This window comes from Paracidovorax avenae ATCC 19860 (assembly GCF_000176855.2).
In the GTDB taxonomy this organism is placed as follows: Bacteria; Pseudomonadota; Gammaproteobacteria; order Burkholderiales; family Burkholderiaceae_C; genus Paracidovorax; species Paracidovorax avenae.
Genome location: NC_015138.1, coordinates 3,035,916 through 3,055,868, shown reverse-complemented (window position 1 = coordinate 3,055,868; position 19,953 = coordinate 3,035,916). Strand labels below are relative to the sequence as shown.

Below are 19,953 nucleotides of genomic sequence, written 5' to 3'. Positions count from 1 at the left end.
GCGTGCCACGGGCGCCACACGGACATCGCACAGACAACTTCACGGATCGTTGGAAGGAAGACCATGCAAGACATCCTGGAACAGCTGGAGAAAAAGCGCGAGCAGGCCCGCCAGGGCGGCGGCGCGAAGCGCATCGAGGCGCAGCACAAGAAGGGCAAGCTCACCGCGCGCGAGCGCATCGAGCTGCTGCTGGACGACGGCACCTTCGAGGAATGGGACATGTTCGTCGAGCACCGCTGCACCGACTTCGGCATGCAGGACCAGAAGATTCCCGGCGACGGCGTGGTGACGGGCTACGGCATGATCAATGGCCGGCTCGTCTTCGTCTTCAGCCAGGACTTCACCGTGTTCGGCGGCGCGCTGTCGGAAGCGCATGCCGAGAAGATCTGCAAGATCATGGACCAGGCCATGAAGGTCGGCGCCCCGGTGATCGGCCTGAACGACTCGGGTGGCGCGCGCATTCAGGAAGGCGTGGCGTCCCTGGGCGGCTATGCGGACGTGTTCCAGAAGAACGTGATGGCCTCGGGCGTGATCCCGCAGATCAGCATGGTGATGGGCCCCTGCGCGGGCGGCGCCGTGTATTCGCCCGCCATGACGGACTTCATCTTCATGGTGAAGGATTCGAGCTACATGTTCGTCACCGGGCCCGAGGTGGTCAAGACCGTGACGCATGAGGAGGTCACGGCGGAGGAGCTGGGCGGCGCCGTCACCCACACCACGCGCAGCGGCGTGGCCGACATGGCCTTCGAGAACGACGTGGAGGCGCTGATGATGCTGCGGCGCCTGTACAACTACCTGCCGCTCAACAACCGCGAGAAGCCCCCGGTGCGCAAGAGCACCGACCCGGCCGACCGCAAGGACCTGAGCCTGGACACCCTGGTGCCCGAGAACCCCAACAAGCCCTACGACATGAAGGAGCTGATCGCCAAGACGGTGGACGACGGCGACTTCTTCGAGCTGCAGCCCGACTACGCGCGCAACATCGTCGTGGGCTTCGGCCGCATGGACGGGCAGGTGGTGGGCATCGTGGCGAACCAGCCGCTGGTGCTGGCGGGCTGCCTGGACATCAAGTCCAGCATCAAGGCGGCGCGCTTCGTGCGCTTCTGCGATGCCTTCAACATCCCCATCGTGACTTACGTGGACGTGCCCGGCTTCATGCCCGGCACCAGCCAGGAATACGGCGGCATCATCAAGCACGGCGCCAAGCTGTTGTACGCATATGCCGAGGCCACCGTGCCCAAGATCACCGTGATCACGCGCAAGGCCTATGGCGGCGCCTATGACGTGATGGCCTCCAAGCACCTGCGTGGCGACGTGAACCTGGCCTGGCCCAACGCGGAGATCGCGGTGATGGGCGCCAAGGGCGCCGTGGAGATCATCTTCCGCGAGGACAAGAACGACCCCGCCAAGCTGGCCGCGCGCGAGGCCGAGTACAAGGCCCGTTTCGCCAACCCCTTCGTGGCGGGCAGCCGGGGCTTCATCGACGACGTGATCCTGCCGCACGAAACGAGGAAGCGCATCTGTCGCAGCCTGGTCATGCTGCAGAACAAGAAGATCGAGAACCCGTGGCGCAAGCACGGGAACATTCCTCTTTAAATGAGAGGTGCCTAGATGCGAGCTCAGGACCCTCAAGAACTGTTTAGGTTTGGTCAAGCTTTCAAGGCCTTGCAGTTGGCCGGAGCTGAAAGCAAATACAAAAATATAAAGAAGTATTTCGTCACAATTGAAGATTTCCTGGCGAAAAATGATTACAAAATCTCCAAGAAGGTTTTTTCGATTACGATGAAGCCTGTCTGGGATGATTTGGAGAAAAATTCGCCCAATGAGAAAATTGGTGATGCGCTAGACAGGCTTTCCACAGAGATGAGCAAGTTATTCCCCACCATCCGAGCAGAGTCTGAAAGCCAAAAGCTTTTCGCCATTGTTGAAAAGAGGTATAGCACAGATAAATTATTAAACGACGTCGGTAGCCTTTTTGCAAAAGATGTCTTTGTGGACTTGGATGAGATCGTCCGGTTTGATTTGAGGCAAGCATGCAAATGTATTGTTTTGGAATGCCCAACCGCAGCAGCATTCCATCTTATGCGTGCCTGCGAAAGCATAGTCGCGGCTTTATATCGAAAATTATCAGGGGATGCTGTTGTGCCAGGCAATGGAACCTGGGGAGACTATGAGAATAAGCTGAAATCTCTTCCAAACAAACCTTCTGACGAATATATGGAGCAATCCCGCCATATTAGAAAGAATTTCCGCAATCCAACGCAGCATCCCGACAAGATGTACGACATTGACGAGGCTCAGGATCTTCTTAACTTGGCGATTGACTTAATAAATCGAACGACAAAGGTTTGAAATGTTTAAAAGAGTCCTCATTGCCAACCGCGGCGAAATCGCCTGCCGCGTGATCGCCACCACCCGCCGCAGGGACATCGCTACCGTGGGCGTGTATTCCGATGCCGACAAGGAACCCCGTCACGTGAAGCTGGTCTACGAGGCCGTGCGCATTAGCGCGGCGCCCTCGCGTGAGTCGTACCTGCTTGCCGACCGGATCATCGCGGCCGCGAAGCAGATCGGCGCTCAGTCGATCTATCCCGGCCACTACTTCCTGATCGGATCATTTGACCGACGCAAAAAGGCTCGCCGCGCGAGAGTTCGAACTTTTTGTCAACCATTTCGTGGCCAGCAGCCAGGGGATCCATCGACGTGATCCTGTAGCAAGAGGCCCGTAAACGCCTTGCCGCAGCCTCCTGATGATACGGAAATAATGAGATTGAAAATCTGCGGCACAGACTCGTAAGAAATTTTTCGCAATTCAATAATTGATAAGTATATGAGGGCAGTGGTTTGCAAGAAAATCGAGTGACGGAAGAGGTAGGAAGGCCTGTTCCACATGCTGTTCCACCCGGCTTGGAGGATGTTTTTGAGATTCGTCCGCCCTCCGTGCCAAGGGAAGCCAATGCGATCGTTGACGAACGCATGGGCGGTTGTATCGGTTACGCCTATGAGGGCGCTCGGGGCGTATGGCATATATACAACTACCTCGGTGATGTGGTTGCAATGGAAGAGCTTCCGTTAGAGGAGCCCCTGGTTGATCCTCTCGATGTCTTAATCATTGGTGGAGTTGTCTTAAAGATCGGCCGGTTGGGTTGGATAGCTCGTAAAAGGGGGGTAACAGGAGTCACTACCGCTGGCGCCGCCATGATGCAGAGGTTTGCCCGACTGCTGACCCAAAAATTGCTCTCGCCTAGCGCGACGCAGTTGAAATTTACAGAAACGGCTGCACGGCATATGTTGGAGCCAGGTCGGTATGTGCCACTGCACATCCTCAGCGCGGCCATCAGATTTGGAGCAAGAAAAGCTGATCCTCAAGGGGTAAAGGGGTTGTTCATGTACCGTGCGGAAATGCTCAAGCTACGTAAAACTAAGGTGATGATCAATGGGCGATCCGAAGTGAGATACATACCTCAAAAATATAATCTAGAGGTTGTGGTTCGGGAGTCTGACTGGACAATCACCCATTTTTTGTATAAGTGATCATGCTAGATATCGACTTCGATGATTTGAAATTCAGCATGGAGCCTTTGTCCCGTCAAACGGAAGGGAATGGCGGACCATACATGGATTGGCTGAAATTGGATGTTAAAGTAATGGACGGAAATTTCAGTGGTAGGGTCAATTGGCTGGCTATGCCTTCTGAGATTGCTGAATTCAGAAGCAATATTTCTCGGTTTTATGAGTCACTGGCTTATGGGGGAAGGGATATTGACTCCATAACCTTCTCGGGCGTCGAACCTAATTTTTCTCTGACCATGTCGGTTGCTAATTCTGTGGGACATATTTTTGCGCATTACACTCTGAAGAATTCTCCCGATGGTCCGACGCTTCAAGGATCATTCGGCCTTGATCAAAGCTACTTGCCCCGTTGGATTGAGGCATTGGACGAGATGCTTGAATTTCGCGGATGATAGATTTTGTTTGAAAGAAAATTTGCCAAGCAAATAAATGATTCCGAAAAATTATGAAACCGCTTGCCATCGGCCATTGACCAGCTCGTAAAGAATTCTATGAAAACCGTCTGGATCGTCGATGGAGCCTACCTCTTCAACTACGGCAAGAGCAGGCCCTTCGACTACCTCAAGCTGAAGAACGAGATCACCCGGCTGAACGGCGGGCCGATCCGCGAGAGCTACTACCTGAACTCCGTGAGCGACCCTGCCACGGATGCGCAGAACGCGTTCCATTCGTGGATCAAGACCGCGCCGCCCCATGGGCCGAAGTTCCGCGTGCAGCTCTACAAGCTCAAGAGGATGCACATGAGCTGCGCGGCATGCGGCCACTCGTCCGACCGGTGGGTCCAGAAGGGCGTGGACGTGGGCATCGCCACGCTGATCATCAAGCTGGCCGCGCAGAACGTGTACGACCGGCTGATCCTTTCCGCGGGAGACGGCGATTTCGAGGACGCGATCTCCTACGTGAAGTCCGAACTGCACAAGGAGGTCTGGGTGTCCGGTTCCGCAGCCAGCCTGTCGCCGGACCTGCAGTCGTATTCGGACAACGTCCTCTGGATGGAGGACATGAGCCCGACCATCGACCGGACCTCCTGATCGCCTGCCCGCCACCTGCATCCACGTCCGCCCGCAACCCCATTTTCGACGCACCATGTTCACCAAAATCCTCATTGCCAACCGCGGCGAGATCGCCTGCCGTGTCATTGCCACCGCCCGCCGCATGGGCATCGCCACGGTGGCCGTGTATTCCGATGCCGACAAGGACGCCCGCCACGTGAGGCTGGCAGACGAGGCCGTGCACATCGGCGCGGCGCCCTCGCGCGAGTCCTACCTGCTGGCGGACCGCATCATCGCGGCCGCGAAGCAGACGGGCGCGCAGGCGATCCACCCGGGCTATGGATTCCTGTCGGAGAACGAGGCCTTCGCGCAGCGCTGCGAGGACGAAGGCATCGCCTTCATCGGCCCGAAGGCGCATTCGATCGCGGCCATGGGCGACAAGATCGCGTCCAAGAAGCTCGCCAACGAGGCGAAGGTCAACACCATCCCGGGCTGGAACGACGCCATCGAGTCGGCCGAACGCGCGGTGGAGATCGCGCGCGACATCGGCTACCCGGTGATGATCAAGGCCTCGGCCGGCGGGGGCGGCAAGGGCCTGCGCGTGGCCTACAACGACAAGGAAGCGCTCGAAGGCTTCACCGCCTGCCAGAACGAGGCCCGCAACAGCTTCGGCGACGACCGCATCTTCATCGAGAAGTTCGTGCAGCAGCCGCGCCACATCGAGATCCAGGTGCTGGGCGACGCACACGGCAACGTGATCTACCTGAACGAGCGCGAATGCTCGATCCAGCGCCGCCACCAGAAGGTGATCGAGGAGGCGCCGTCGCCCTTCATCAGCGATGCGACGCGCAAGGCCATGGGCGAGCAGGCCGTGGCGCTGGCGAAGGCCGTGAAGTACCAGAGCGCCGGCACGGTGGAGTTCGTGGTCGGCAAGGACCAGGACTTCTACTTCCTGGAGATGAACACCCGCCTGCAGGTGGAGCATCCGGTGACGGAGTGCATCACGGGGCTGGACCTGGTGGAGCTGATGATCCGCGTGGCGGCCGGCGAGGCGCTGCCCCTGGCGCAGCAGGACGTGAAGCGCGACGGCTGGGCCATCGAGTGCCGCATCAATGCCGAAGACCCGTTCCGCAACTTCCTGCCCTCCACCGGCCGGCTGGTACGCTTCCAGCCCCCGCTGGAGAGCATGTTCCAGGCCGATACCGAGAAGAAGCTCGGCGTGCGGGTGGACACGGGCGTCTATGAGGGCGGAGAGATACCGATGTTCTACGACTCGATGATCGCCAAGCTCATCGTGCACGGCACCGACCGCGAGGATGCGATCCACAAGATGCGCGCGGCGCTCAACGGCTTCGTGATCCGCGGCATCAGCAGCAACATCCCGTTCCAGGCGGCGCTGCTGGCGCATCCCAGCTTCGTGTCCGGGCAGTTCAACACGGGCTTCATCGCGGAGCATTACGGCCAGGGCTTCCACGCCAAGGACGTGCCGCACGACGATCCGCTCTTCCTCGTGGCGCTGGCGGCCTACATGCACCGCCGCTACCGCGCGCGCGCCAGCGGCATCAGCGGCCAGCTGGCGGGGCACCAGGTGAAGGTGGGCGAGCAGTTCGTGGTGGTGGTGCTGGGGGCCGGGGGCGAGAACGTGCACCACGAGGTGTCGGTGACGGACTTCCAGGATCCGTCCGGTGGCAGCAGCGTGCGCGTGGGCGGCAAGGACTACCAGATCGGCAGCGCCGCCACCCTGGGCCAGATCCGCGTACAGGGCCAGTGCAACGGCGTGTGCTTCACCGCCCAGGTGGAGCGGGGCGCGGGCAAGAATCCGCTGGCGCTGCGCATCGCGCACAACGGCACCCAGATCGAGGCCATGGTGCTGTCGCCGGCGGGTGCGCGGCTGCACCGGCTCATGCCCTACAAGGCGCCGCCGGACCTGTCGCGCTTCCTGCTTTCGCCCATGCCCGGCCTGCTGGTGGACGTGGCGGTACAGGAGGGCCAGAAGGTGCAGGCCGGCGAGAAGCTGGCGGTGATCGAGGCCATGAAGATGGAAAACATCCTGTTCGCCGCGCAGGATGGCGTGGTCGGCAAGGTAATGGCCACCCGCGGCGCTTCGCTGGCCGTGGACGACGTCATCCTCGAGTTCCAGTGAGGACGGCGACGTCCGCTGCCGCCGGGCCAGGATGGCGCCTGCCCGGGGCGCGCCTGCCGCTGGCCCTGGCCGGCGCGGTGCTGCTCGGCGATGGCCTGTGGCTCATGGCGCTGCGCCAGTTCAACCTGGGCGTGGCGCTGCCGGCGGTCTGCGGTGCCGGGCTGCTGGTGCTGGCGCTGCGCTGGGAGCAGGCGGCCCGCTGGCGCCGCGGGCACCGGGGCCGCATCCTGGCGTGGCGCATGGCCTGGTGCGCGGTCGGCCTGTGGCTGGTATCGGTGGCGTGGTTCTGGTCCTGGCTGCGGGACTACGGCGTGCCGCCGGCCGAGGTGCCGCCCGTGCAGGCGATCGTGGTGCTGGGCGCCGGCACGCTGGACGGGCAGCCGCGGCCCACGCTGGCCGCGCGGCTGGACACGGCCGCCGAGCTGGCGCGCCGGCAGCCGCAGGCGCTCGTGGCCGTGTGCGGCGGCATCGACCTGGGCGAGACCGAGAGCGAGGCAGCGATCATGGCCCGCTACCTGCGCGAGCGCCACGGCATCGCGCCCGGACGGATCGTGCAGGAGCGCGAGAGCACCAGCACGGAACTGAACATCGCGCTCAGTCGCCCCCTGCTGCAGGCGCGCGGCGTGGGCGCGGCGGCGCCCACGGCCATCGTCACGAGCGACTTCCATCTCATGCGTGCCACGCGCATCGCGCGCCGCCAGGGGCTGGCCGGCGTGGTGCCCGTCGGTGCCCCGACGCCGATCACCACGCGCTACAACGCCTGGCTGCGCGAATACTTCGCCATGCTCAGCAGCTGGGCGCTGCGCGAGATCTGAACCCGCCACGGCCCCGCAGGGCCGGCTTTTTTCCAGGAGCCCCTTCATGACTTCCGACACGCGCCCCTTCAAGGTCCTCGGCATCCAGCAGATCGCCATCGGCGGCACCGACAAGCAGCGGCTCAAGACGCTCTGGGTGGACATGCTGGGCCTGCAGCAGACCGGGACGTTCCGCAGCGAGCGCGAGAACGTGGACGAGGACATCCTCTCGATGGGGCAGGGCGCCCATGCCGTGGAGGTGGACCTGATGCAACCGCTCGACATCGACCGCAAGCCCGCCGTGCACGCTACGCCGCTGAACCATGTGGGCCTATGGATCGACGACCTGCCGTGTGCCGTGGAATGGCTCACGGCGCGGGGCGTGCGCTTCGCACCGGGCGGCATCCGCAAGGGGGCGGCGGGCCACGACATCACGTTCCTGCATCCCCGGGGCAACGAGGAGTTCCCCATCGCCGGCGAAGGCGTGCTGATCGAACTGGTGCAGGCGCCGCCGGAGGTGATCGCCGCGCTGGGCTGACGGACTGCGCCCGTGCCGCCGTGCCGGGCGGCGGTTGCGGGCGCTGTGTGGCGCTGCGCGGCGGACGTGTTGGCCGGTCAGGTGCCGGCCCGTCCGCGCGGCGGCCGCACGTAGGCGCCGCTGGCGTGCAGGTGCTGTTCCGCGTGGCCGATGGCCCGTGCTGCCGCGGCGCCCGCGCGGCTGGCGAGCAGTTCCACCAGGGCCTCGGCCAGCGCCAGGCCCGCGGCCACCGAGGGAAAGAACGAGGGACTGTGGATGCTGAAGAGCAGCGTCTGCTGCGCCAGCAGCGAGAGGGGCGAGGCCAAGCTGTCGGTCAGTGCCACGATGCGCGCACCCGCATCGCGCGCGGCCTCCGCCACCTGCAGTGCCTCGTGGGAATAGGGCGAGAAGCTAGCTACCACCAGCACGTCGCCCTTGCCCATGGCGCGCTGCTGCATTTCCAGCGTGCCGCCCTGGCCGTCGAGCAGGTGCACGTCGGGGCGGAACAGGCGGTATTGGTACACCAGGCCGAAGGCGATGGGGTAGCTCGCCCGGAAGCCAGCCACGTGCACGGTCTTCGCCTTCTCGATCAGCGCGCAGGCCTTGTCCAGCCGCGCGCCGCTCTGGGCCTGGGTGGCCTCCAGGTTGCGCCGCTGCACCCCGAACATTTCCTCCGTCAGCCCGCCGGGTTCGCCGGCCCGGGCCACGAGGTGCTGCGCCCGAGCGCCGTAGGCGTCGCCCCCCAGCCCCAGGTCGGCCGCGAAGGCGGCCTTGAGGGCCGGCCAGCCGTCGAACCCCACCTGCTGCGCGAAGCGCACCAGCGTGGGCGGCGTCGCACCGGACTGCACTCCCACATGGCGCATGGACGAGGTCACCACCTCGGCCGGATGGTCGAGCAGGTAGCGCGCGATGTCCTGCAACGCGGGGCTGAGTTCGGGGTAGCGCTGGCGGATGTGTTCCTGGATGGAGGGGGGCATGGACGGAGGCGTGGGGGGCAGGCGGGGCGGATGCGGCGACTGTACCGAAACGGCAGGTGCTCCAGGTGTTCTGAAAATCATGTTTGACGAAACGAATGTTCCAAATCACAATGCATGGAACATTTGATCCACAAACGTTGAAGATGACACACGTATTCCACCGGCACCTGCACCACACGCCACCCGTCGCCGTTGCCGCCCAGGGCATGACCATCGTGGATGCCGAAGGCCGCCGCTACCTCGATGCCTCGGGCGGTGCCGCCGTGTCCTCGCTGGGCCATGGGCATCCGGACGTGATCGCCGCCATGCATGCGCAGATCGACCGGCTCGCCTATGCCCATACCAGCTTCTTCACCACCGCGGTGGCGGAGGAACTGGCGGACGTGCTGGTGGCCGGGGCGCCCGCCGGCATGGAACACGTGTACCTGGTCAGCGGCGGATCGGAGGCCGTGGAGGCGGCGCTCAAGATGGCGCGCCAGTATTTCGTGGAGATCGGCCAGCCGCAGCGCACGCATTTCATCGCGCGGCGCCAGAGCTACCACGGCAACACGCTGGGTGCGCTGGCCGTGGGCGGCAATGCCTGGCGGCGGGAGCCTTTCGCGCCCCTGCTGGCGCCTGTCACCCATGTGTCGGCCTGCTATCCCTACCGCGAGCAGCGCGCGCAGGAAACGCCCGTGCAGTACGGCCAGCGCCTGGCGGACGAGCTGGAGGCCGCCATCCTCGCACAGGGGGCAGAACGCGTGATCGCCTTCGTCGCCGAGACGGTCGGCGGCGCCACGGCCGGCGTGCTCACGCCCGTGCCCGGCTACCTGCGCGCGGTGCGTGCGGTGTGCGACCGCCACGGCGTGCTGCTCATCCTCGACGAGGTCATGTGCGGCATGGGACGCACCGGTACGCTCCATGCCTGCGAGCAGGAGGGCGTGGTGCCCGACATCGTCACCATCGCCAAGGGCCTGGGCGGGGGTTACCAGCCAGTGGGGGCGGTGCTGGCGCACAAGCGCATCGTCGAGGCGATGTCGGCCGGGAGCGGCTACTTCCAGCACGGCCATACGTACCTGGGCCATCCGATGGCCTGCGCGGCGGCGCTGGCCGTGCAGCGCGTGATCCAGCGCGACGGCCTGCTCGCCAAGGTGCGGGACGACGGCGTGTTCTTCGGGGAGGCGCTGCGGCAGGCGCTCGGCGGCCATGCCCACGTGGGCGACATCCGCGGGCGCGGTTTCTTCTGGGGCGTCGAGCTGGTGCAGGACCGGGGCAGCAAGACGCCGTTCGATCCGGCGCGCAAGGTGCACGCTGGCACCAAGAAAGAGGCGATGGCCCGCGGGCTGCTGTGCTATCCCATGGGCGGCACGGTGGACGGGCGCGTGGGCGACCACGTGCTGCTGGCGCCGCCCTTCATCGCCTCGCGCGCGGAACTGCAGGACATCGCGGGCCGCCTGGCCGACGCGGTGGACGCCGCCACCTCCGCCGCCTGATTGCCCACCGTTTCCATCGTTTCCGCAAGGAGTCCTTCCATGTCCCGTTCCCGTCGCGCCATGCTGGCGCTCACCGCCGCATGCGCGCTCGCCACCCAGGCCCCTGCGCAGGAGGCCGCCTCCACCCTCCACAAGATCAAGGACTCCGGCGCCATCACGCTGGGCCACCGCGAATCGTCCTTCGGTTTTTCGTACAACGCCGGCACGGGCACGCCCGTGGGCTACAGCATCGACATCTGCATGAGGATCGTGGATGCGATCAAGGCCGAGCTCCAACTGCCGAAGCTGGACATCCGCTACCAGCTCGTCACTTCGCAGAACCGCATTCCCCTGGTGGCGGGCGGCACCGTCGATATCGAGTGCGGCTCCACCACCAACCTGGTGGAGCGCCAGAAGCTCGTGGCGTTCTCGCCGGACATCTTCCGCTACAACGTGCGCATGCTGGTGCGCGCCGATTCGGGCATCCGCAGCATCGCCGACCTGCAGGGCAAGACGGTGGTGGCCACCAGCGGCACCACGTCGCTGCGGCTGCTGCGAGAGGCCGACAAGGGCCGCAACCTCGACATCCAGCAGATGGCCGGCAAGGACCATGCCGACTCCTTCCTGCTGGTCGAGAGCGGGCGCGCCCAGGCCTTCGTGCTGGACGACATCCTGCTGGCCGGCCTGGTCGCCACGGCGCGCAATCCCAAGGATTTCCTCATCACCGGCGAGCCGCTGCGCACGGAGAACCAGTCGCTCATGTTCCGCAAGGACGATCCGGCCTTCAAGGCCCTGGTGGACCGCGTGGTGACGGGCATGATGCAATCCGGCGAGATGGAACGGCTCTACCGGAAGTGGTTCATGTCGCCCATTCCGCCGCGGGGCGTGAACATCGGCTATCCGCTCAATGCCGAGACCCGGGACGCCTTCGCCCAACCTTCCGACAAAGGACTCTGAGTTCCCCATGCCCCGCATCGCCCTGATCCACGCCCTGGCCCATTCGGTGGCCCCCATCAATGGCGCGTTCGAACGCGACTGGCCGCAGGCCGTGCGCATGAACCTGCTGGACGACAGCCTTTCTGCCGATCTCGCGGCCGGAGGAGGGGGGCTCGACGGCGCCATGCACGAGCGGTTCGTGCGGCTGGCGCGCTACGCGGTGGACACGGGCGCCGAGGGCATCCTGTTCACCTGCTCGGCTTTCGGCCCCTGCATCGACGCGGTCGCGCGCACGCATGCCCCCATGCCCGTGCTGCGCCCCAACGAGGCGATGATCGACGAGGCCGTGCAGGGCGCGGGGCCACTGGGGCTGGTCGCCACCTTCGCGCCCACGCTGCGCTCCATGCCGGCAGAGTTCCCGCCCGGTACCGCGCTCGAGACGGCACTGGCCGAAGGAGCGCTCGATGCATTGAATGCCGGGGACGGCCCGGCCCACGATGCGCTCATCGCCCGGCAGGCCCGTGCGCTGGCCGAGCGTGGATGCACCCGCATCGCGCTGGCCCAGTTCAGCATGGCGCGGGCACGCGACGCCTGCGCGCAGGCGAGCGGCCTTCCGGTCCTGACCACGGTGGACAGCGCCGTGCGCAGGCTCCGCGGCCTGCTGGGGGGCTGACAGCGGCGCCCATCGTGGCGCCAATTGCGGCGATTTCCAGCCGCCGCCGTCCGCCCTGGGCGGGAGGTTGGCGGCAGATGGCAGCGTGATCGGCGCCGATGGCAGTGGCGCGAAGCGGTGGTTTCCCAAGTCCGGCCAAAGCGCCGGTTTCTGGTTGCATCCTGCTGCCAACGTCCTTCGAAAATGCCGGCCGTTCTTCCATGCGTCGAGCGGACGGGTTTTTCGTGGCAAAGGCTTGGCATACGGCCCCGTTCTCTTCCAGAATCCAGCCGAAACGCCCTGCGTGCAACTTGTGTCCGTACCCACTGCCATGACTGCCACTCTTTCCGATACCCGCTCCGAAGCCCCCGCCATTCCCGTGCAACTGCACCGCCCCGCACGTGCTCCCGCTGCCGCGGCCGGCACGTGGAGCGTGCAGGCCGTGCAGGAACTGCTGGACCTGCCGTTCATGGATCTGCTCTGGCGCGCGCAGTCCGTGCACCGCGAGCACTGGCCCGCGGGCGACGTGGAACTGGCCACGCTGCTGTCGGTGAAGACCGGCGGCTGCCCCGAGAACTGCGGCTACTGCCCGCAATCCGCGGAGTTCGACACGGGCGTGAAGGCGCAGAAGCTCATGAGCGTGGACGAGGTGACCACCGCCGCCCGCGCCGCCCGCGACGCCGGGGCCACGCGCTTTTGCATGGGCGCCGCCTGGCGCGCCCCCAAGGACCGGGACATCGAGAAGGTGGGCGAGCTGATCGCCGCCGTGAAGGGACTGGGAATGCAGACCTGCGCGACCCTGGGCATGCTGGAGCCGCACCAGGCCCAGGCACTCAAGGGTGCGGGCCTGGACTACTACAACCACAACCTGGACACCGCGCCCGAGTACTACACCGACGTGGTGAGTACCCGCGCCTACCAGGACCGGCTCGACACCCTGCGCCATGTACGCGAGGCCGGCATCAGCGTCTGCTGCGGCGGCATCATCGGCATGGGGGAGGCGCCGGTGCACCGCGCGGGCCTGATCGCCCAGCTCGCCAACCTGGATCCGTATCCGGAATCCGTGCCCATCAACAGCCTGGTGCGCGTGCCCGGCACGCCGCTGGCCGATAGCGATCCCGTCGATCCGCTCGATTTCGTGCGGGTGATCGCGGTGGCGCGCATCACCATGCCCCGCGCGCGCGTGCGCCTCTCGGCGGGCCGCCAGCAGATGGGCGATGCCGTGCAGGCGCTGTGCTTCCTGGCCGGGGCCAACTCGATCTTCTACGGCGACAAGCTGCTGGTGACCGGCAACCCCGACGTGGAGGCCGACGTGCAACTGCTCGCCAGACTGGGAATGAAGGGCCGCCAGGTGGCCTCCACCGAGCCCCACGACCTGCACCACCACGCCGCCTGAAGGCAGGCGGGGCGGTCAGCGCCCGCCGCGCGGCGCCTCGTACCCGAGCATCTTCATCGCCTGCGTGATGGAGACGGCCGCCTTGTCGTAGCCCTCCCAGGACGCGTTGCCTTCGCGCAGCCGCTCTTCCACGGTGGCCACGGTCCATTCGGTGCTGCTGGAGAGCGCGCCCAGTTCATCCCAGCGCAGCGGCACGGAAATGCCCAGGCCGGGCCGGGCGCGTGCGGACCATGCGCTCACCGTGGTGGCGCCGAAGCCGTTGCGCAGGTAATCCACGAAGATTTTCCCCACGCGATTGCGCGGCCCGCTCTTGGCCACGAACAGCTGCGGGATGGTGCGCGCCATGTGCTGCACCACCGCCTGCGAAAAGCCCTTCACCGCATCCCAGCCGTGCAGGCGCTTGATGGGCACGACCACGTGCAGCCCCTTGCCGCCGCTGGTCTTGAGAAAGCCCGGCAGTCCCAGTTCCGTGAGCATCACGCGCATCAGCGTGGCGGCCTCCTGCACCTTGTCCCAGGGCACGCCTTCGCCGGGGTCGAGGTCAAAGGCGATCCGGTCGGGCCGGTCGATGCGGTCGCTGCGGGCGTTCCAGCTGTGGAACTCGATGGTGTTCATCTGCGCCCAGGCAGGCAGGCCTTCGGGCCCCGCGATCTCGGCCAGGGGCGGATGGCCGGGATCCAGCGCCGGATCCAGCGTGCGCACGCCGTCCACCGAGCCGTGCTCCGGATGCTTCTGGAAGAAGAGTTCCCCACCCACGCCTTCCGGAGCCCGCACGACCGAGACGGGGCGCTGGAGCAGGTGTTCCATCATCAGGGGCGCGACCAGGGCGTAGTAGCGCACCAGCTCCAGCTTGGTGGTCCCGCTCGCGGCATCGATCACGCGGTCGCCGTGGGTCACGCGCAGCGAGGAGGTCGGGGCGGCCGGCGAAGGAGCGGATGCGGTTCGGCGGGAGGTCATGGTGGAGCGTGCCCTGGAGGGCGTGGCGTCGGATGAAGCACGGCGCGGGGCCGCCGGCGGGGTGGACGGCGTGCCCGCCACCGCGGCGGCCGGTGCGGGCGTCTCGCGCACGATCTCGCGCGGAGGCTTGTCCTCGCGCAAGCCGCGGAAGACCGCCTGGCGGACATGGCGCGTCTGCGTCCAGCCCGCGAAGGCCACCTCCGCCAGCAGTTGCGGCTTGACCCAGTGCGCCTTGCGGCCCACCTGCGTGCCTTCGGCGAAGGGGCTGCGGTCTGTGGCCAGCGAGCGCAGCTGCGCGTGCAGTGTCGCCAGGGTGCGCTCGCTGAAGCCGGAGCCTACGTTGCCCGCATAGTGCAGCTGTCCGTCGTCGCCGTGCACGCCGAGCAGCAGCGAGCCGAGGCCGGTGCGCGTGCCCTGCGGGTCCGTATAGCCGCCGATCACGAACTCCTGCCGCTGTCCGCACTTGAGCTTGATCCAGTCGGCCGACCGGCCGGACATATAGGCCGATGACACGCGCTTGCCGATCACGCCCTCGAAGCCGAGCCGGCAGGCGGAGGCGATCAATTCGCCGGGCGACGCCTCGAACGCGTCGCTGAAGCGCACGGTGTCGCTGCCCGCCTCGGCCACGAGCGTGCGCAGAGCCTCCCTGCGCTCCGCCAGCGGCAGGCCCCGCAGGTCGTGGCCATTGAGGAAGGGCAGGTCGAACACGTAGAAGACCAGGCCGCTGCGGTCCACCGCGCCGCCGTCCGGGGTGCCCGCCGCGCTGCTTCCAGGCCGGCGCCCGCTCTCGAAAGCATTCTGCAGCGCCTGGAAATCGGGGATGCCATTCCGGTCGGGCACCACGATCTCGCCGTCGATCCAGCCGGACTCCACCGGCAGCGCGCGCACGGCGCGCGCCAGCCCGGGCATGCGGTGGGTCCAGTCGTTGCCGTTGCGGGTGATGAGGCGCACCTCGCTGCCCTCGATGCGCGCGAGGATGCGGTAGCCGTCGAATTTGAGCTCGAACATCCATTCGGCCAGGCCGGTGGGCGGGCCATCCACCAGCGTGGCCAGTTGCGGCGCCAGTGCCGCGGGCAGCGGGGCCTTCTTGGGGCGCCGGGAAGTACCGGCCCGAATCGTCCGGCCTGAAGTCGTCTCCAGGGACTGCGCGGAAGCCGGAGCCTTGCCGCGGGCGGGCGTCCGGCGGGTGCCGGATGGGGCAGGGCCGCGGGCCTGCCTGCCGTGCGCGGGCGGGGGCACAGGCAGGTCAGGCAGCGACTTCACGCTGTCCGGCATGGCGTCCACCACGCTGTACTCGACGGCGTCGCGTTCCAGCCCGTCGCGCTCCTTGATGAGCAGCCACGGCGGCTGGCGCTCGTTGCCCCGGCCGTGCATGCGCACCAGCGTCCACCGACCCTGGAGCTTGTGGCCGTGCAATTCGAACTTGAGCTTGCCCGCGCGCCACGCACGGGCGGGGTCTTCCAGCGGCACCCAGTAGCCCTTGTCCCAGATGATGACGCGGCCCGCTCCGTACTGCCGCGCAGGGATCTGGCCTTCGAAGCGGTTGTAGGCGACCGGGTGGTCCTCCACCTGCACGGCCATGCGCTTGTCCCTGGGGTCGAAGCTCGGGCCCTTGGGCACCGCCCAGCTCTTCATGGTGCCGTCGATTTCCAGCCGGAAGTCGTAATGCAGGCGGCTCGCCCAGTGCTTCTGCACCACGAAGCGCAGCGCGCCGCGCGGCAGGGCGTCGCCCGGCTCCGCTCCGGGCTCGGGGGTGCTGCGGAAATCGCGCTTGCGGGCGTAGTCCGCGAGGGCATCCGGTGCCGCCTTTTGCGGCGCTTTTTGCGGTGCGCCCTGCGCAGTGCCGGAGGCTGTGGAGCGTCGTGCCATGGCGTACGGGCTCAGGCGGCCTTGCGGCCCGCCGGGGCGCCTTTCGCGGAGGACCTGGAGGTCGCGCGCTTCGCGGGGGCCTTGGCCTTGCCCTTCGCGCTGCCGGTGGATGCCGAGCGTGTCCTGGCGGACTTGGCGGGCAGGTGCCGCACGCTGGAGGTCTTGCGCCCCTTCGCGCCATCGTCTGCTTCATCCTCGCCTTCCTCTCCCTTTCCATCCGTCCCGGCCACGGCCTTGCGCCGCCCGCCTTCAAGGCTGCGGCGCAGCAGGGCGGTGAGGTCCACCACGTCCGCACCGCCCGCGTCCGACGGTGCCTCCAGCGGCTCGACCTCGGCGATGTCGCCAGCCTGGGCGCGTGCTTCCACCAGCTTCATGATCTCTTCGGAAAACGAATTGCGGAACTGGTCCGCATCCCAGCCCTGTGTCATGTCGTCGATCAGCTGCCGCGCCATGCGCATCTCGGCATCCTTGAGCCCGACGGCCTTGCCGCCGGCCGGGGGCAGGTTCAGCTCCTGGAAGGAGCGGATCTCGCCGCCCCAGCGCAGCAGGTTGAGCACCAGCGCCCGTCCGCAGGGAATGAGCACCGCCAGATGCTGCTTGGTCTGGATCACCACCTTGCCCACGCCCACGCGGTGGCTCGCCTTGAGCGCCTCGCGCAGCAGGGCATATACCTTCTCGCCGCGGGGCAGCGGCGCCGTGTAGTAGGGCCGCTCCAGATAGACGAACGGGATCTCGTCGGCATCCAGGAAGGCCTCGATCTCGATGGTCTGGGTGGTCTTCGGATAGGCCTGCGCGATCTCCTCGGGCGTGAGCACCACGTAGCGGCCGTCTTCGTATTCCACGCCCTTGACGATGTTCTCCGCCGTGATCTCCTTGCCGGTCTTCTTGTTGATGCGCTTGTAGCCGACCGGATCCATGCTGCGCTTGTCGAGCCAGTCGAAGTCGATGCCGCTGTCCCGCGTGGCCGAATACAGGCCCACCGGCACATGGACCAGGCCGAAGCTGATCGCGCCCTTCCAGAGCGCGCGGGTGGAGGTGGGGGCCTGCCCGCCGGGCGCCGTGTCGGCCTCGGCGGACTTCGCGGACGCTGCGGGAGCGGAGGCGGTGCGGGAACGGGTGGTTCGGGTTTTCTTCTCGGCCATGCGGACTCTCCTGGGCGAAGCGGCGGCGATGTGCCGGCACACGGGGTGCGGTTGACGTTAGCCCTGCCGCGGCACGCAGGCTGTAGGACGTGCACCGGCCACGGCGCCGGTGGCGGCAGGCGATCGCTCGCCATGTGCAACACCGCCGCTGGCCGGCACGCAAGTGCGCCGGGATCAGCTTTCGCCGCTGTCCGAAGGCGCGCTGGCCCCCGTGCCGGTCGCGGGGCTGGGCGGCGCGGAGGCCACCACATGGTGATCGCTCTGCAGCGTGGGCACGAAGCCGAGCTGACCCTTCATGCGCCGGAACGGCGTGGAGAACTTCTCCAGCGTGATGGCCGTGATCTTGTCGAAGAACGCGCTGTTGGAGCCGGTCGTGGAATACACCGACTCCTTCTGGTTCCAGCGCACGCGCCAGTGCGTGCGCGATTTCTGGATGCCCACGCGGATGTGCTCGTCCAGGCAGTGCCCGTCCGTGCGGAAGAAGAGCGTCAGGCCGAAATAGAAAAACCCGTCGTCGCCCAGCTGCAGGCGCGGCCAGAGGGATGTGCGCTCGTCGGCGATGCGCTCCAGCCGCTCGTCCAGTGCGTGGAACTCCACGTCGCCGGAACGCGCGCCCAGGTGGGCGATGAACTCTACGCGCAGGCGCTGCGCCAGGACGACGCATTCGTCCTTGTATTGCTCGAAGTCCTTGCACCAGGCGATGGCCTTCGCCTGCAGGTCTTGGAAGTTGGTGGTCATGGATGGGAGTCCTTTCCAGAAGCGCAACGCCGCGATCCCGACGGCGGGCTTCCCTCGCGCGGCCCGGCGGATGGCCGCGGGTCTAGCAGGTTATGTAGCTCGTCCATCGTCGATACGTGCGGCAGGAGCGCATGTGGGTGATGCGGCACGTTATTGCGTAGGCTTGGGCCTACATGCGCTATGGTTGGGGGAGGGCTGAAAGGTTTCGAGGCATCCTTGGCGTTTTGTTCCTCACAGGGCGGCAGGAAATGAATGTTGGAATGGCTATTGCTATGTTTTAAATACCCCTTCAGCTCTTCTGGAAGTGGTTGTTGTTGAAAAGAACGGAATGTTGTTTGTTGTTCTGATAAATTTAGATTGAATAAAGTGCCCGCCGATCACTCCCGTGTCAATTTTTCAGAAACTGTGAAAATACTCTCTGAAATGATTGGATTGCACATGGCGGATTTGAGTGATTTTCAAAAATTTGTTGAAAAACAACCTGGCTGGAGGCATATGGCCGGCTGGATGGATATGAGCGATTTGCAAATTTTTGAAAATTTCAAATTAGATGCTGGATTGGGTAATTTGATCTATTTTGTCAATGACGTTTCCTATTTGGATGGTCGAGGCGCATTTGAGGTGAGTGGTGAGGATGTCGTACGCTTCGTCTCGGGCTTCCTTGATGTATTCGGAGAGAATTTATTCAACGGCGATGTTCTCGTTGCATGCCCTGATCTGAGTATTATTTGGGCCTTTCATCATGACGGCTGGACGATTCGTGCAGACCTTCCCTAGCGTACGCCTTGTACGGCAGTATGCCTGCAAGACGAGAATATCTTGATTGGTGACGGTGGTGTCATCGCTGGGGTTGAGTGCGAACTGCTCAACTGCACGGTGACAAGCGTTGATAATGGTGGTCTCAAACCTGAAGTGCAACACCTGAACCTCAGGTAGCTTGCACAGATGACTTCGCGATACGCGCACTTGCAGCCCGAAGAACGTCTCACGCAGGTCTCGCGCTGGTCCAGCAAGTATGGATCGGGCGGTCCATCGCCGACTGCTCGGGCGTAGCCCCAGCACCGTATGCTACGAACTGAAACATAACAGTGGCATTGGTTCGGGTGGAGAAAACAGTCCGCAATCTGTGAGCGGTGTGCTCATGCTTGGTGGCCAGCCTATTGGTCAAGTCCAAGAAAGTGCTACGCCAGACATTCGAACCGTGACCACGGTCAATTGGATGCCATCATTTATGAACTCAAAAGACTAGGGGCAAGCCTAGTCAATAGACCTCTATATTAGGGAAAATGGTATGAGCTGCCGAATAATCAAGGTGGGTTTGCGATCGCAATGGCAGCAACAATGGAATAATTGTCGATATTATTATTTAATTCCTGTCCGATATAATAAAATTTCATCAAAAGTGAAGTAATCATGAAAAACCATATTGAATTCGGCACCTCGAAATCTGAGTGGATTGAGAAATCTATCGAGGAGTCGCGGACCGACCCTGTTGGATTGTGGCAGATAGTGAAGAATGGTCGATATGGTTTTGGTTTGACGGGCAGCGAGCTCGAAAGCTTTGTGACGGACCACATAGTCGGCCTGATGCGAAGCGGAGCGCAGCCGATAACGGGAGATGACGGCTCTGCTTCCGGCTGGCGGTTGACGGCGGATGTTGGCAATGACCCTGAGGAGTTCGCGAAATCAGTCATCGCTGAATGGAGACACGCTCAAGTTGACCCAAATGTGGAAGGTATATGGTTCGCCTTCCCGATAGTCTGGATGGTCTGACTACTTCCTCCGCTCGCGGCATGAAGGCGGTCCGTGCTGGCTG

At 64.8% G+C, this 19,953-nt stretch carries 18 protein-coding genes and 1 pseudogene; 15 read left to right on the top strand and 4 right to left on the bottom strand.

Annotation, left to right across the window (positions count from 1 at the left end; all coding sequences use genetic code 11):
• Positions 1 to 63 precede the first annotated feature (63 nt).
• From ACAV_RS13400 to ACAV_RS13375, 9 genes and pseudogenes are all read left to right on the top strand, one after another.
• Positions 64 to 1,596: an acyl-CoA carboxylase subunit beta gene (locus ACAV_RS13400; RefSeq protein WP_013595112.1), complete on the top strand. Its 1,533-nt coding sequence runs from the start codon at positions 64 to 66 to the stop codon at positions 1,594 to 1,596.
• Positions 1,597 to 1,611: 15 nt separating this feature from the next.
• Positions 1,612 to 2,352, top strand: a complete 741-nt coding sequence (locus ACAV_RS24650) for a hypothetical protein (RefSeq protein ID WP_013595111.1) — start codon at positions 1,612 to 1,614, stop codon at positions 2,350 to 2,352.
• Position 2,353: 1 nt separating this feature from the next.
• Positions 2,354 to 2,608: pseudogene (locus ACAV_RS13395) on the top strand (biotin carboxylase N-terminal domain-containing protein); the annotation flags it as partial.
• A gap of 251 nt (positions 2,609 to 2,859) precedes the next feature.
• On the top strand, positions 2,860 to 3,534 hold the full coding sequence (locus ACAV_RS24645; protein WP_157768772.1) for a hypothetical protein: 675 nt from the start codon (positions 2,860 to 2,862) through the stop codon (positions 3,532 to 3,534).
• A 2-nt stretch (positions 3,535 to 3,536) separates the two neighbouring features.
• Positions 3,537 to 3,965, top strand: coding sequence for a WapI family immunity protein (locus tag ACAV_RS24640; RefSeq protein ID WP_157768771.1), 429 nt, complete (start codon positions 3,537 to 3,539; stop codon positions 3,963 to 3,965).
• Between the two features lie 99 nt (positions 3,966 to 4,064).
• Positions 4,065 to 4,604, top strand: coding sequence for an NYN domain-containing protein (locus tag ACAV_RS13390; RefSeq protein WP_013595108.1), 540 nt, complete (start codon positions 4,065 to 4,067; stop codon positions 4,602 to 4,604).
• Between the two features lie 55 nt (positions 4,605 to 4,659).
• A complete protein-coding gene (locus ACAV_RS13385) occupies positions 4,660 to 6,708 on the top strand; it encodes an acetyl-CoA carboxylase biotin carboxylase subunit (protein WP_013595107.1) in 2,049 nt (682 codons plus the stop codon).
• Positions 6,705 to 7,523, top strand: a complete 819-nt coding sequence (locus ACAV_RS13380) for a YdcF family protein (RefSeq protein ID WP_013595106.1) — start codon at positions 6,705 to 6,707, stop codon at positions 7,521 to 7,523. Before ACAV_RS13385 ends, ACAV_RS13380 begins: the two co-directional genes overlap by 4 nt.
• A gap of 46 nt (positions 7,524 to 7,569) precedes the next feature.
• Positions 7,570 to 8,040, top strand: a complete 471-nt coding sequence (locus tag ACAV_RS13375) for a VOC family protein (protein WP_013595105.1) — start codon at positions 7,570 to 7,572, stop codon at positions 8,038 to 8,040.
• Positions 8,041 to 8,117: 77 nt separating this feature from the next.
• On the opposite strand, the gene ACAV_RS13370 is transcribed toward ACAV_RS13375, so the two are convergent.
• Positions 8,118 to 8,996, bottom strand: a complete 879-nt coding sequence (locus ACAV_RS13370) for a MurR/RpiR family transcriptional regulator (RefSeq protein WP_013595104.1) — start codon at positions 8,994 to 8,996, stop codon at positions 8,118 to 8,120.
• 143 nt (positions 8,997 to 9,139) lie between these two features.
• On the opposite strand from ACAV_RS13370, the gene ACAV_RS13365 reads away from it, so the two are divergent.
• From ACAV_RS13365 to bioB, 4 genes are all read left to right on the top strand, one after another.
• On the top strand, positions 9,140 to 10,468 hold the full coding sequence (locus ACAV_RS13365) for an aspartate aminotransferase family protein (protein ID WP_013595103.1): 1,329 nt from the start codon (positions 9,140 to 9,142) through the stop codon (positions 10,466 to 10,468).
• Positions 10,469 to 10,507: 39 nt separating this feature from the next.
• Positions 10,508 to 11,404: an amino acid ABC transporter substrate-binding protein gene (locus ACAV_RS13360; RefSeq protein WP_013595102.1), complete on the top strand. Its 897-nt coding sequence runs from the start codon at positions 10,508 to 10,510 to the stop codon at positions 11,402 to 11,404.
• A 7-nt stretch (positions 11,405 to 11,411) separates the two neighbouring features.
• A complete protein-coding gene (locus ACAV_RS13355; protein ID WP_013595101.1) occupies positions 11,412 to 12,056 on the top strand; it encodes an aspartate/glutamate racemase family protein in 645 nt (214 codons plus the stop codon).
• A gap of 310 nt (positions 12,057 to 12,366) precedes the next feature.
• Positions 12,367 to 13,431 (top strand): biotin synthase BioB, encoded by a 1,065-nt coding sequence (gene bioB, locus ACAV_RS13350; RefSeq protein WP_013595100.1) that lies wholly within the window; start codon positions 12,367 to 12,369, stop codon positions 13,429 to 13,431.
• A 15-nt stretch (positions 13,432 to 13,446) separates the two neighbouring features.
• On the opposite strand, the gene ligD is transcribed toward bioB, so the two are convergent.
• The 3 genes from ligD to ACAV_RS13335 form a co-directional block, all read right to left on the bottom strand.
• On the bottom strand, positions 13,447 to 16,257 hold the full coding sequence (gene ligD, locus ACAV_RS13345) for a DNA ligase D (RefSeq protein ID WP_013595099.1): 2,811 nt from the start codon (positions 16,255 to 16,257) through the stop codon (positions 13,447 to 13,449).
• Positions 16,258 to 16,268: 11 nt separating this feature from the next.
• Positions 16,269 to 17,399: a non-homologous end joining protein Ku gene (gene ku, locus ACAV_RS13340; RefSeq protein ID WP_013595098.1), complete on the bottom strand. Its 1,131-nt coding sequence runs from the start codon at positions 17,397 to 17,399 to the stop codon at positions 16,269 to 16,271.
• Between the two features lie 174 nt (positions 17,400 to 17,573).
• A complete protein-coding gene (locus ACAV_RS13335; RefSeq protein ID WP_013595097.1) occupies positions 17,574 to 18,137 on the bottom strand; it encodes a hypothetical protein in 564 nt (187 codons plus the stop codon).
• A 366-nt stretch (positions 18,138 to 18,503) separates the two neighbouring features.
• Between ACAV_RS13335 and ACAV_RS24635 the strand changes: the two genes are divergently transcribed.
• Together ACAV_RS24635 and ACAV_RS24630 are read left to right on the top strand one after the other, a co-directional pair.
• Complete coding sequence (locus tag ACAV_RS24635; protein WP_157768770.1) at positions 18,504 to 18,914, top strand: hypothetical protein; 411 nt, start codon at positions 18,504 to 18,506, stop codon at positions 18,912 to 18,914.
• 636 nt (positions 18,915 to 19,550) lie between these two features.
• On the top strand, positions 19,551 to 19,910 hold the full coding sequence (locus ACAV_RS24630) for a hypothetical protein (protein ID WP_157768769.1): 360 nt from the start codon (positions 19,551 to 19,553) through the stop codon (positions 19,908 to 19,910).
• Positions 19,911 to 19,953: the final 43 nt, after the last annotated feature.

Bases quoted from the DNA above. Each gene is read 5' to 3' on its own strand.
- ACAV_RS13400 (WP_013595112.1), top strand. From the start codon at position 64: ATGCAAGACATCCTGGAACAGCTGGAGAAAAAGCGCGAGCAGGCCCGC.
- ACAV_RS24650 (WP_013595111.1), top strand. From the start codon at position 1,612: ATGCGAGCTCAGGACCCTCAAGAACTGTTTAGGTTTGGTCAAGCTTTC.
- ACAV_RS24640 (WP_157768771.1), top strand. From the start codon at position 3,537: ATGCTAGATATCGACTTCGATGATTTGAAATTCAGCATGGAGCCTTTG.
- ACAV_RS13390 (WP_013595108.1), top strand. From the start codon at position 4,065: ATGAAAACCGTCTGGATCGTCGATGGAGCCTACCTCTTCAACTACGGC.
- ACAV_RS13385 (WP_013595107.1), top strand. From the start codon at position 4,660: ATGTTCACCAAAATCCTCATTGCCAACCGCGGCGAGATCGCCTGCCGT.
- ACAV_RS13375 (WP_013595105.1), top strand. From the start codon at position 7,570: ATGACTTCCGACACGCGCCCCTTCAAGGTCCTCGGCATCCAGCAGATC.
- ACAV_RS13370 (WP_013595104.1), bottom strand. From the start codon at position 8,996: ATGCCCCCCTCCATCCAGGAACACATCCGCCAGCGCTACCCCGAACTC.
- ACAV_RS13365 (WP_013595103.1), top strand. From the start codon at position 9,140: ATGACACACGTATTCCACCGGCACCTGCACCACACGCCACCCGTCGCC.
- ACAV_RS13360 (WP_013595102.1), top strand. From the start codon at position 10,508: ATGTCCCGTTCCCGTCGCGCCATGCTGGCGCTCACCGCCGCATGCGCG.
- ACAV_RS13355 (WP_013595101.1), top strand. From the start codon at position 11,412: ATGCCCCGCATCGCCCTGATCCACGCCCTGGCCCATTCGGTGGCCCCC.
- bioB (WP_013595100.1), top strand. From the start codon at position 12,367: ATGACTGCCACTCTTTCCGATACCCGCTCCGAAGCCCCCGCCATTCCC.
- ligD (WP_013595099.1), bottom strand. From the start codon at position 16,257: ATGGCACGACGCTCCACAGCCTCCGGCACTGCGCAGGGCGCACCGCAA.
- ku (WP_013595098.1), bottom strand. From the start codon at position 17,399: ATGGCCGAGAAGAAAACCCGAACCACCCGTTCCCGCACCGCCTCCGCT.
- ACAV_RS13335 (WP_013595097.1), bottom strand. From the start codon at position 18,137: ATGACCACCAACTTCCAAGACCTGCAGGCGAAGGCCATCGCCTGGTGC.
- ACAV_RS24630 (WP_157768769.1), top strand. From the start codon at position 19,551: ATGAAAAACCATATTGAATTCGGCACCTCGAAATCTGAGTGGATTGAG.